This is a genomic window from Parabacteroides sp. AF21-43 (assembly GCF_003635435.1).
Classification (GTDB): domain Bacteria; phylum Bacteroidota; class Bacteroidia; order Bacteroidales; family Tannerellaceae; genus Parabacteroides; species Parabacteroides distasonis.
Window position 1 is genome coordinate 1 of record NZ_QTMG01000048.1, and the last position, 11,972, is coordinate 11,972.

Consider the following 11,972-nt stretch of genomic DNA (forward strand, 5'->3'; position numbering starts at 1 on the left):
GCCCAAACCCATGAAACATGCTTTCATAAGAATTATGTATTATTTTTTTAAGTAAGATATTAGGCAGATCAAGAATGGTCCAACAACGATCAACCTATTGTATAAGAAAGTTTCTTCATGAAATAAAATCAGCACCCTATTAAATCTGAACCCATCAAATGATAGTAATCCATCACCGCTCGAATTTGAGGATCATTCTGAGACTCCTTGCAATTCGTAGCCGACAGGCTTGCTTCTTTATGAATATACTGATAAAAAACGTCCAACGGAATATAGACATATCCTTTATCCGGTAACACTACACACTCCGTTCCATGCAAAACTTCCATGAAATAAAACCACACATCATCGGCCTTTGGAGCCAAACGCATGAACAGGTCCTCCCTACAAATATCCTTATGCAACAAGGAGCGTTTGTATAAACAACCACCGCACCCCGTTGGAAACACAAAACGGCCGCCGACCCCGGAAATTTCCATCTCCCAATCATTATAAGGTCTCAAAATTCCATCATTATTAAATGATACCCGATGAGCTCGATACGTGTAAACATGAGAGGGATCTTTATGATATTCAGCAACTAAACGTTCAACCATATTCCGCCGATAAAAGAAATCATCATCGCAAGTAATAATCAAATCATCCGGATACACCTCTAACGTGGGTATCAACTTCTTATAAGATTTAATATCCTTACAATAGCGGATAGTAAGCCCTTTCTTTTTCAAACGCTTCAAAATAAAAGGCAAATTACCATCATTCCAATGTTCATCATCCAACCATAACAATACCAAGTCTGGTTTATAAGTTTGACGAAGCAATGAAATAACCGTAAACGGGAGTATCTCTCCCACCCTTCGTCCATAACTGGTAAGAGAAACTATTACCTTTTCTTTACGCACCTTCTCCTGATTGATTCCATATGGGATTGTACCTAACCCTACCTTATAGTACAGTTTAAGTAGCTCACCACAAATCGCGGCAAGTAATATTTTAAGTTTATGCATATTTCATTTACTTGTTTAATTGATTAATAAAAGAAACATAATCAAATTGATCAATATATCTCCGTCCATCGAGATATTGCGTAGCATAAATATTTTTCACGCCTTTCACCTTCGAAAACCCACTCAAATAACAAGTAGATTTAAACTGAGGATAAATTTTATCAACAAACGCTACTTTATTTTTAAACGGAAGTTTATCAAAACGCTCTAGCACAGAGACATCACCCCCCCCCAATTTGTCAGCATAACCGCCATATTGTCAGCATTCAAACGTTCACATCTTTCTTTCCACTTAGCAAGTGAATCTGCAAATGCTTTATAATGAACAAAGTGGATTTTTACACCTAATAGTCCTTCTCCTACCGGATAATCAAAACCACTATTTTTAACTTCTTTGATCTCTGAATGAATAAACAAATCCCAATTTTCCAAGGCTGTCAAAAAATCCTCATTGGTCATATACAAATTAATGAACGGTGAATAGAAACGTAAACCCAACCAATGATATAAAAAGCCACCTGTACAATTACTACAGACCAATGAAGGTGATAAATTAGTTAATTTGCTTCTATTTTTACGATTGATACGCTCTTGTAAGATAACTTTCACTTTTCCCAACATACCTATTCTAATTTTTGATGATTGATATAGATTTCACTACCATATTCACACTAATAAAAGCACATATGGAAAATATTTTCGAGAAAAATCTGTTTTTTCCATAGCGCAAGAAGGGTGTTTCAAAAGAACGATATTTCGATTGCAAAAAATTCATGTATTGTTTATTAAAACAATGAGAAATACCCATTCTCCAAACACATTGATTGGCCGCATACACAATTCCAGCTTGAGCGTAAACCAATTCACTCGGATAATTAACCTCCATAAAGTTTGCTATTTCACATTTACCTATCACCGCATCCAAATGTTTTGAGGAGAAGGAAGATTGTGTTATACTGGCATTACGTATCCTATAACAATATTTTTTCTCACCACTAACCGCTATCACATTAGACTTAGCCACCAAACGATAAGTAATAAATACATCCTCATGATATTTTCCTTTTGGATAACGGATATCTTGAAACAATTCCGTACGATATAATTTCCCCCAAGCCACCGTATCAATTCCTTTTGAAGACATAAAATCATGCACACATTCTTTATTTCCATATACTACATAATCCTCAAAAAGAGCTTTATCATCATCCTTAATATCTCCACTCTCTCCAATTAAAAATCTCTGACAAACAGACATATCCGCTTTCACCCCTACAATTCTATCATAAAGGCTCTCAATCATATCTTCAGCTATCCTATCATCACTATCAACAAAAGATATATATTTTCCGCAAGCTTGATCGACCCCCACATTACGAGCGTCAGAAAGACCTCCATTTTCTTTATGAATAACCTCTATGCGATGATCCTTACAGGCATACTCATCACAAATCCTCGGACAATCATCCAAACTACCATCATCTACTAAGATAATTTGCAAATTTCGATAACTTTGATTGATAATACTTTCAATACAGTCTCGCAAATATTGCTCCACGTTGTAAACAGGGACAATGATTGATATTAAATCCATAATAGACACATTAAAAAATCACTTTTCACAACGAACATACATATTACCCTTACAAGTAACAGTATTGTTCATTTTTGAGACTAATAAACCAAAAACAACAAGATTCAGTATTTTATCCATACCTGGAGCTTCTGCCATATACATTACTAAAAAAGAAAAAATAGAACCTTTTACTATTAAAGAAAAAAACGGAACACTGCTTTTTAAAGATTTATTCAATTCATTAAAAAGAGGAACAAGAGATACAAAAAACAGAATCCCTGTCTCATATAAAGATTGCAATATTTGATTATGAGCACTCATATAACCTTTCGTATATTGCTCAGATATATAGAATAAACTCGTAGTTTCTCTAACACCGTTTCCTATAATAGGAGAATTTAAAAATCCATCTACCACCATACCCCAAATTAGGGTTCTATTTGTAAGTGTTAAATTCTTACCTAACAAATCTTCTATCACATATGAAACTAAAGGAGATTCAAGGATGATCATCAAATTTCCAAACAATATAACAAACACAAATAAAGACACAAACACGAGCAATAAAGTATTCAATGACAAAGAAGCTATTTTACGCTGAATCACATTTGGAATCAAAAAAAGAAGCATGCAAACTAAACCAACAACATTGCTACCTGAAAATATAATCAATATAGTAGAAACATGCATTATTATATAAACGCACAAAAGCCTTTTTTCCCCTCGGAAATAGCTATCAATAAGCACAAAACAAAGGCCTTTCATCATTGGATACCCCACCTGATTCTCAATTCCTAGAAAATAAGACTCCCCAGACATCGAATCATTAACAAAAAAAGAAGGAGACACAAGCAAAAAAAAGAAATTAATCGCCATTAAAACAAAATAAAAACAAGCGATATATCGAACAAATAATTTTGTTCGATTAAATGTAGAACATTGCCACAACATCAATCCTCCCATAGCCAAAACCGGGTACATAATCATTATAGCACGACGCACATCTCCATCTTTAATAACAGTAGAAATCAACATACTAAAAAAGACAAGACATATACACCCCATAACTTTTAATGTATTCTTATTAAATTGCTTAATAAGAGCCATCAATATTACAAAAACAGCAAAAAACTTTGAAAGTGAAACATATATTAAAGACAATGTATCAGAATGAAGGATATAATAAGTTTCCCTATCAAATAAAAAATACAAGAATATTATAAAGAACGCTTTCATTTTTGTTTTTATAGCTAGGTCATCTTCTTTTCATCCATCTCCACATTTCACAAAACATATCTTTAATCCCTTTATATTTTATGATTGACAAAAATTTAGTCACATATCCACGAATACCTTTAGGCAAAAAAATAAGTTTTTTACCTAATTCCTGCGCATACCGATCCACATCGCTCACCCAACTCCCCGCGAAATGATGGATCGTCATACTGTTCTCCGTTAAATAAATCTTACCATCCACATACGATTTTGGACACAAATAATCTTGGGGAAGTAACGTGAATCCATTGACAGTCTGTTTCGTATTATTAGGAACAAAACCATATTTCAGGCAAGCGTTCGTAATACGGGTTACATTTGTTGTCACATCTAAACTACCGTCAGGACGCTTGAAATGTAAAACGTCATACTCATGGAGCAGCTCCTCAAAGAGGGGCTGCCCCTCCCGACAGGCCATCAAGCCTGTCGGGATTCGAGACGAAGACTCGAATCCCGACACCGCATCATATTGTAACAGCTCATCTAACGGCTTCAATACCTCTACATCCGTATCCATATAGATACCACCTTCCGTCACCATGGCGTACAAGCGAACCACATCCGTTATGAACGCCCATTTCTTAGCCTCATACGCTTCACGGACATAGTCGTTATAATTCAGATCGAAATTACTCTCGTTCCACTCCTTTATCTCATAGTCCGGAAGATATTTCTTCCACGATTCTATGCACTTCACTGCCAAAGGAGGCAACGGATTGCCCCCGAACCAACAATAATGAATTTTCTTTGGTATCATATTTACTTGAAATATTAGTTACAATTTCATAAACAAAAACGTAAGCTGGTATCTAAGCAACTGCTATTATTCCAATCGCTATACTATTTTTTTAATTTGGTACATACCCTTTGAATATATCCTTGTAATACGACCCGCTCTCCTTCACTCAAAAGTCTATAAACGACACATACGCCCACGATCAACATGCTTGCGAACACTAATAAAAAGCGAGAGAAAGTATCTTCCGGAATCATCAAACTTTGAATTAATCCTACAGAACATAAAATCAAGGACAGGAACAGTCCAGGCATAACCACCTCTTTCAAATAATATCTTATATCCAATCGTATCTGAACATGTATATCATATAGACAATAGAGCCAATAACCTATATTTGCGACGACCGCCACAAAAAAAGGTATCATCGGATCCTGCTGTACTTTCAAAAGCAAATAACTAATAGGCAAAATAGCCAACGTAAACATTCGCCCGTACACCTGATTGTTCTTGATTCGTCCCGTGGCATTCGCCGCTATCCAAAGGGGCGGTATGAAAACTCCTATTAACGATTCACACAAGACCAAACGAGTAAAGGCAACCGTATGTTCCGGCACCTGCCCCAGCCATACCTTCAATAAGAACTCTATCTCCATCATTACCGGAATCGCAAATAGAGCCGCTAAGAAATAAGCATATTTTGAACTTTTCACAATAAGAACTATCATATATTCTCGATCGCCTGACGCATACGACTTTATGATCTGAGGCTTAACCGCTGTCATGATATTCTCGGTAAAACGTGTTACCACTGCACTCACCTGTACAGATATGGCTCGTGCCGCATTAATCGCAGGGCCAAAAAACAAGTTCAAAAGAATATTAGTTCCTTGGATACCTGCTGACCAAGCGAAACATCCAAATAAATTTTGGCCAATAAATCGTGACATATCTTTCACTAAAGAATGATCCCAATAAAAACGTAATTTACATTCGGAGAAAACTCTGATACAGTAAATCGCATAAAGCAACCAAGTGATAAAGGAAACTAACGCTGTCAACATTCCATAAAGAATCAAAGAATCAAATGTTCCGAAAACCTTCAAGAAATACACTATTAGCAATCGAGCGCAAGCCTCAAACAAACCTAAATACGCATACATATTCATTCGCTCGTGCGCCACGATCGATCCCATCAACGGAACTTGATTGATAGCAGAAAGGACGGAGATCAACGAGAACTGATATACCCAAAGCGCCGCTACCGTCCGATCCGGTGGTATTACCAGTTTATTGTAAACAAACCATAATCCCAATGTCTCACCTAACAGTAATAATATAGCAGACAACAGGCACATTAGAGTAAAACTCTGTCGAAAAGCATATTCCACCTCTCGAATATCTTGCTTTCCTAATCCTATATTCATATAACGCTGAGAGACATTGGACAAACTGGAGATAAAAAAAGCCATGATCGAGACTACTCCCCCCACCACATTATAAATACCGAAGTCCTCTACCCCCAATACCTGTAGCACGACCCGACTGGTGTACAGCGTCACCCCCATGATTAGGAGCATGCGCATATAGAGGAACAGCATATTCTTCGCTATCCGCTTATTATTCTCTGATGTAGCAGACATAAAGATAAGTACACAAAACACTTCCATCCCGCCGACAAACCAGCAAGACGAAAATCAAGTGTCTAAATTTAAAATGAGTTTAAACTATATTTATAGAGATAAGTTACCGAGATAAATCACTCAGCATAATACAAATAGTAAAGTACGAATTTACAATATTATTAAATCATTATAATCTCCGGTAATACGATGTTGTAACAAACGGGAATATAATCGACCTTCATCTTTTGTCAATAGGCCTTTAGAGACATAATTCAATCCTAATTGACCGACTACCCCGTTATGGGTTTGCGCCTTGATCCGCTGTTATATCTTCCGCACTCAAACTCATAGCAATCGTATCCCCTCGTCTTTTACGTTGTGTACAAAGGGGGAGAAATGGTATCTCATCCAATCTTTCAAGGTGTAAAGCACCGGGCTGACGCACTCGTTTAACGACCAACCTAGTTCCACTAACGGATAAGATACATTGTCATAATCCTCCACCTCGATTTTTAGCTTGTCCAACAAGATCAATATATCCCAATCCGAATCTGGACGTGCCTCGTCCCTAGCCTGCGAGCCATACAAAAAAAGCATGTCCTCCAGCCGGTACAACCTTACGCAAGGTCTCTTTTATTCGATTTAACACGTCCGTTCTCATAAACTCTATGACATTTATTTTTTCACTTGGTACAAAGGTAAGTTTGCAGCTTTCAAGGAGTGAATACATAAACCCTATATTCGATGCGGCAAAATGGCTGCCACTGTGCAACCAGTTACGGCGACCAATGGCTATGTGTCGGAACATTCGTTCGATGGCATTATTGTGCATCTTATGAGTTCCAGTCTGCTTAATGAAGACTATCGCTTTACCCAATTCTCAATAGCCAATCCCTTTATATTCGCAAAATGCTTTACATTATCTGTAACTAGGATCAAGTTGCCGCTACAGGCTGCTGAACCTATGAGCAAATCAAAATCCTCTATGGATACACCCAACGAACGAAGGCGATTCTTTTCTTGAGCGTAGAACTCGATGGAGTCTGTAAAAGGTACAATGTTTATCAACCTAATAAATCGATCTATCAAATCAAGGTTCTCTTTGATACGATCACTTTTATATGCGCCATATTTCAATTCTGCGATGGTGACCTCCGACACATAACATTGCAATGCCCCAACCTTTTGGAGTTTTTCCGCTATTCCATATTTACGACGGAACAGAAAAACACAAATACTCGTATCCAAAAGGTATTTCTTCATATCACAGTTCTATTTCACGATTTGAGGTTCGTGAATTTCGGATATCCTCTATGATCGACTCAGCGGAACGGGAATCTTTCCACTCCCCGGCAAATTGCGAGGCCCAATTATCATCTATGGACTGATCCTTGCTTAACAATGATTTAGAAAGCCGGGATATTAGCTCTAACTTCATATCCGAACTCAAGTTTTTAAGGATACTCCAATAAGTATCCATATTCGGAATATTCATTTCAGGAACGATCGTCGCATTCATAACTCATTTTCTTTATTAGGCAAATATATCCATTTTCTCCTTTATCGCAAACATTTCTCCTCTAAATATCAAAATATGCAGTCCCTCTACCCCTCCCCCAGCACATACTTCACGATCGCCCGCCGGATATTGCGCAAGCTCTTGCCTTGCTTGAAGGGGAGCAGGGGGATGATGGCGTTGATGAATTCCTTGCTCTTGATAAGTTTGGCCGGTTCCACGCAGTCGCAAAAGACCTCGTTGAAAAGGTCGGTCAGCACCGTTTGGCAGAGGGTGGCCACATCCGGGCATTGGGCGATTCGCTTCACGAAGTCGTGACGCACCTCCTCGTCTTGGATATAGGAGGCTAATAAATCACACGGCTCCGGATCCGGCCTCACGTCTTTTTCCGAAACGACCTCCGGCTTTTCTCCCGGGTCCAAGCAAATATATTGAATGGCAAACATGGCGTTGGGCAGCACCTGTATGTTCTCGCCATGGATGTGCAGCACACACGGGCTCGCTTTCTCTTCACTCATATCTTCTTCTTTTTCCTGTCACCGAATTACTTTTATGCGCAAATAACTTACCGATAGGTGCAAATAACTTACCGGACCGTTTTTTCTCACTCTTTTACCTTTCCTTTACCAGCCTAAACTTTAAATCAAACGAGTTAATGAAAGAATGTATCATGTCCTTTTTCAACGCCCCCATCTCCAATCAAGTGCCGAGCGGCGTGACCAGTGTCAAACAGTTGCATACCTATATCACCTCCAACGAGTGGCTGAAAGAACGAACGCTCAGCGTACAGGACGCTTTGAGCGATGAGAAACGGTTCCGCAAACTGAAGCAAAACTTACTGCCATACGTCACACCGGCCGGGGTCTTCTCCTATCGCAAGGAAGACCGCCTGTTATTCCTTTCCGGAGAGTTTGTCATCGATATCGACCATCTCCCCTCGCCGGAGGAAACCCTCCACTGGCGAGACACCTTGTTCGCCGATAATAAACTGAGACCGGACCTAGCTTTCGTCAGCCCAAGCACCACAGGCGTGAAACTGCTCGTCCCCTACCGGCTCTCACCCAAGGCTTCCATAGAGGAATCTTTTGATAAGGCACGGCTATCGGCATGGGAATACCTGAAATGGAAATACGGATTGAATGCGGATGCCTCAAACGCCGATCTCTCACGGGCGTGTTTCCTCTGCCATGATCCCTCCGCTAAGTTGCGGGAGAGTTGATAGTTGACAAGTGACTGTTGACAGTTTAAATCATAAATTATAACTTATAAATCAAATGAACCCATTATCAGATTTAGAGCGGCTTGTCGCCGCCATCGAACACCAAGGGGCGAACATCGCTCCCACTTACCAAGAGTATATGCCGATCGCCTTCGCCACCGCCAACGATTGCGGGGAAGCGGGAAGGACGTTCTTTCATCGCATCTGCCGCCTGTCCGAGAAATACGTCTACGAAGAAGCGGACAAGCTATACGACCACGCCCTCAAAGCGGGCAACGGGCGCAACGGATTAGGCTCCGTCTTCCACTGGGCCGAGATTGCCGGCGTAAAAACGGACAAGCAACTGGCCGACACCTTCCGCCAATACCCGAGGGAGAACAAGAATCCTTCAAACCTTCAAGCCCCTCTCACACCCACACACGCACATACGTACGCACGTGAGGACTTGCCACCCGCTTTCCCGGATTATCCGTGGCCCCCGTTCATCAAGCAGATGATCGATTGCGGAAACTCCATCGCCCAGCGTGACATACTCCTGCTGGGAGTATTCACCGTACTCGGGGGCACCTTGAACAAGCGGGTACGGGTGTTATACGGACAAAAATACATGTACCCATGCCTACAAACCTTCATCGTAGCGCCTCCCGCCTCCGGAAAAGGAGCCTTGACATGGGTCAGGCGCCTAGCTGAACCTATTCACGAGGAGATGATGGCCCGCTACAAAGACAGCCTAAAGAATTATCGGGAGGAAAAGAACCGATGGGACTCACTCGGCAAGAAACGCTCCGAGACGCCCGAGCCGGAACAACCGCCCCTCAAGATGTTCCTCATAGCCGGCGATAACTCGGGTACCGGTATCTTAGAGAACCTCATAGAGGCCGACGGCGTGGGGCTGATCTGCGAGACCGAGGCTGATACCGTGAGTACCGCCATCGGAGCGGATCACGGCCATTGGAGCGATACCTTGCGTAAATGCCACGACCATGAGCGACTGGCCTTCAACCGGCGTACCAATCATGAGTACCGGGAATGCGATGAGTCTTATCTCAGCGTATTGCTAAGTGGAACCCCGGCGCAAGTAAAGCCGCTGATCCCCTCGGCGGAGAACGGCCTGTTCTCTCGCCAGTTATTCTATTTCATGCCACCCATCGATGAGTGGATGGACCAATTCGATTCGGAAGGCGAGGATTACGGCCTACGCTTCGCCACATGGGGAACACAATGGAAACAGGTACTGGACCTGATCAACGGATCGGTCCAAACGATCCAGCTAAGGCTATCCGAGAAACAGAAAGAGCTGTTCAACCAACGGTTCGCCCAGTTATTCTCCCACGCCGGTTACGCCTATGGAGGTTCCATGCGAAGCGCCGTGGCCCGTATCGCCATCAATACCTGCCGGATCCTGAGCATAGTAGCCCTGTTGAGAGCCTTGGAGAAATTCCTCCCTCCCCAACAAAAAATTTTCAATTCTCAATTTTCCATTTTCAATTCCCCCGGTCTCTCCCCCGCCCCGGAGATCCCCATCGAGAATATCAAGGATGGTATCGTCCCCAAGCTGGACCTACGGGTCACCGACGAGGATTTCCAAGCCGTACTCACGCTCATAGAGCCTCTTTACCGCCATTCGAGCTATGTGCTGGGCTTCCTGCCTACCTCCGAGGCCGTCCCTGTCCAGACCTCTCCTGAACAGGCTTTATTCAATGCCCTCCCAATGATGTTCTGCCGTCGGCAGGCCGTGGAGGAGGCAGCGAAGAACGGCATACCCGAGAAAACACTCGACTCCTCCCTCAAACGGATGCTGGAGAAGGGAACACTGATCAAGACCGCACGGGGCGAGTACGCTTTCTCCTCGCACGTGTGTGTGCGTGAGAGACGCCCAAAGGAATGAAGGAATGAAGGAAATGCCACTACTGTCATCGCCCGTAAGCACTACCGTCGCAGCCCTACGCCAGTACTGGCGTTGTCTGATGCCAGTACCGGCATCGCCGCTCGCCTATACCGACGGGTGGCGGTATCTCCTCTCAAGGACGACCCAAGTAACGGAAGATCAGCTCCACTTGCAGGGAGGTGAAGACCCGTTGCCTCGGGCGGTAGCCCGTATCACCAAGCTCCCGGGTCAGACGATCGTTATACCGCATCCATTCCGCCAGCCGGTTCAGGGCCGAGACGGGGCTGATCTCGGGGGCGTAGGCCATGGCCAGCTCCCGCTTGGAATAGGGCCGCACGGGCCACTCGTCGATTTGTGTGTATCCTGTTCGCATATCGTTCGCATTTTTAAGATTTATCTTATTGGTATAAAGATACTTAAAACATACGACACGAACAACTATACGGAGGTCTATTTTTCAGTATATCTCCTCTTTTATCTCCCTTATTCATCCACTGTCAGCGGTATTCATTTCAGAGGAAACCGAATGTCGTACATTCGTTATCGAAAACAAATCGATTTCATTTTCAATTTTCAATTATCAATTTTTAATTATCAAATCTATGGCTTTAAATTACAGCGTGTCCCTTCGGACCAACCCTATCAAGAAAGACGAGCCGGCGAAAGCGTACGCCACGGCACAGATCAATGGTGAGCTATCGCTCAAGCAGCTGAGCCGCCGGGTATCCATGCAAACCACCGTCAGCCGGGCGGATGTGGTGGCGGTATTGATCTCCACTGTCGAGAACCTGCTCGATGCCCTCCAAGAGGGGAAACAGGTGGATTTCGGCGAACTGGGTAAATTCCGGCTCCATATCCTCAACGAGGGTGCGGAGAGTCTTGAGAAATTCACATCTACAAACATCACCGGGGTTAGTATCCAGTATATACCGGGCGAGGACTTGAAGAATGTCTTCGCCGGGCTGGAGTTCCAACCTGTGGCTACTCGCAAGGCTCAGCAAGCGGTGCTCCGTGCGGAGAAGGCTGGGGAGACTACCGTGGATATCTCGAAGAAGCCGGCTGCTGGGGGTGGGGATTCGGAGTCGCCTGATGAGATCTAACGTGTCACTTTTGGCTTGACCCAAAAGTAA

General features: G+C 42.6%; 16 protein-coding genes. 3 read left to right on the top strand and 13 right to left on the bottom strand.

The window, feature by feature from the left end; translation table 11 throughout:
* Window positions 1-128: 128 nt before the first annotated feature.
* From DWX84_RS20645 to DWX84_RS20700, 12 genes are all read right to left on the bottom strand, one after another.
* A complete protein-coding gene (locus DWX84_RS20645) occupies window positions 129-1,007 on the bottom strand; it encodes a glycosyltransferase (protein ID WP_008778250.1) in 879 nt (292 codons plus the stop codon).
* Between the two features lie 7 nt (window positions 1,008-1,014).
* Complete coding sequence (locus DWX84_RS22275) at window positions 1,015-1,221, bottom strand: DUF1919 domain-containing protein (protein ID WP_008778249.1); 207 nt, start codon at window positions 1,219-1,221, stop codon at window positions 1,015-1,017.
* The gene (locus DWX84_RS20655; RefSeq protein ID WP_122377615.1) at window positions 1,215-1,628 is read right to left on the bottom strand and encodes a DUF1919 domain-containing protein; all 414 of its coding nucleotides are present in this window, start codon (window positions 1,626-1,628) and stop codon (window positions 1,215-1,217) included. The genes DWX84_RS22275 and DWX84_RS20655 overlap by 7 nt, the downstream gene beginning before the upstream one ends.
* Window positions 1,629-1,635: 7 nt before the next feature.
* Entirely contained in the window at window positions 1,636-2,601 is a 966-nt protein-coding gene (locus DWX84_RS20660) for a glycosyltransferase family 2 protein (RefSeq protein ID WP_005867966.1), read from the bottom strand.
* Between the two features lie 18 nt (window positions 2,602-2,619).
* Window positions 2,620-3,819, bottom strand: a complete 1,200-nt coding sequence (locus tag DWX84_RS20665) for an O-antigen ligase (RefSeq protein WP_034530492.1) — start codon at window positions 3,817-3,819, stop codon at window positions 2,620-2,622.
* Between the two features lie 19 nt (window positions 3,820-3,838).
* Window positions 3,839-4,615, bottom strand: a complete 777-nt coding sequence (locus tag DWX84_RS20670) for a glycosyltransferase family 32 protein (RefSeq protein WP_005867964.1) — start codon at window positions 4,613-4,615, stop codon at window positions 3,839-3,841.
* A gap of 83 nt (window positions 4,616-4,698) precedes the next feature.
* Window positions 4,699-6,237 (bottom strand): lipopolysaccharide biosynthesis protein, encoded by a 1,539-nt coding sequence (locus tag DWX84_RS20675; RefSeq protein WP_008778245.1) that lies wholly within the window; start codon window positions 6,235-6,237, stop codon window positions 4,699-4,701.
* A 327-nt stretch (window positions 6,238-6,564) separates the two neighbouring features.
* On the bottom strand, window positions 6,565-6,816 hold the full coding sequence (locus DWX84_RS20680; protein WP_008778244.1) for a nucleotidyltransferase domain-containing protein: 252 nt from the start codon (window positions 6,814-6,816) through the stop codon (window positions 6,565-6,567).
* On the bottom strand, window positions 6,788-7,096 hold the full coding sequence (locus DWX84_RS22280; protein WP_227793779.1) for a transposase: 309 nt from the start codon (window positions 7,094-7,096) through the stop codon (window positions 6,788-6,790). The genes DWX84_RS20680 and DWX84_RS22280 overlap by 29 nt, the downstream gene beginning before the upstream one ends.
* Entirely contained in the window at window positions 7,081-7,482 is a 402-nt protein-coding gene (locus tag DWX84_RS20690) for a type II toxin-antitoxin system VapC family toxin (protein ID WP_005867959.1), read from the bottom strand. Before DWX84_RS20690 ends, DWX84_RS22280 begins: the two co-directional genes overlap by 16 nt.
* A gap of 1 nt (window position 7,483) precedes the next feature.
* The gene (locus DWX84_RS20695) at window positions 7,484-7,738 is read right to left on the bottom strand and encodes a hypothetical protein (RefSeq protein WP_005867958.1); all 255 of its coding nucleotides are present in this window, start codon (window positions 7,736-7,738) and stop codon (window positions 7,484-7,486) included.
* An 86-nt stretch (window positions 7,739-7,824) separates the two neighbouring features.
* Window positions 7,825-8,253: a hypothetical protein gene (locus DWX84_RS20700; protein WP_005855752.1), complete on the bottom strand. Its 429-nt coding sequence runs from the start codon at window positions 8,251-8,253 to the stop codon at window positions 7,825-7,827.
* A gap of 137 nt (window positions 8,254-8,390) precedes the next feature.
* On the opposite strand from DWX84_RS20700, the gene DWX84_RS20705 reads away from it, so the two are divergent.
* Window positions 8,391-8,954, top strand: coding sequence for a BT4734/BF3469 family protein (locus DWX84_RS20705; RefSeq protein WP_005855750.1), 564 nt, complete (start codon window positions 8,391-8,393; stop codon window positions 8,952-8,954).
* A 55-nt stretch (window positions 8,955-9,009) separates the two neighbouring features.
* Window positions 9,010-10,842 (top strand): DUF3987 domain-containing protein, encoded by a 1,833-nt coding sequence (locus DWX84_RS20710; RefSeq protein ID WP_044546484.1) that lies wholly within the window; start codon window positions 9,010-9,012, stop codon window positions 10,840-10,842.
* 133 nt (window positions 10,843-10,975) lie between these two features.
* Here the strand turns inward: DWX84_RS20710 and DWX84_RS20715 are convergent, their stop codons facing one another.
* Window positions 10,976-11,215, bottom strand: a complete 240-nt coding sequence (locus DWX84_RS20715) for a DUF4248 domain-containing protein (protein ID WP_005855745.1) — start codon at window positions 11,213-11,215, stop codon at window positions 10,976-10,978.
* A 229-nt stretch (window positions 11,216-11,444) separates the two neighbouring features.
* On the opposite strand from DWX84_RS20715, the gene DWX84_RS20720 reads away from it, so the two are divergent.
* Window positions 11,445-11,942: an HU family DNA-binding protein gene (locus DWX84_RS20720; RefSeq protein WP_005855743.1), complete on the top strand. Its 498-nt coding sequence runs from the start codon at window positions 11,445-11,447 to the stop codon at window positions 11,940-11,942.
* Window positions 11,943-11,972 lie beyond the last annotated feature (30 nt).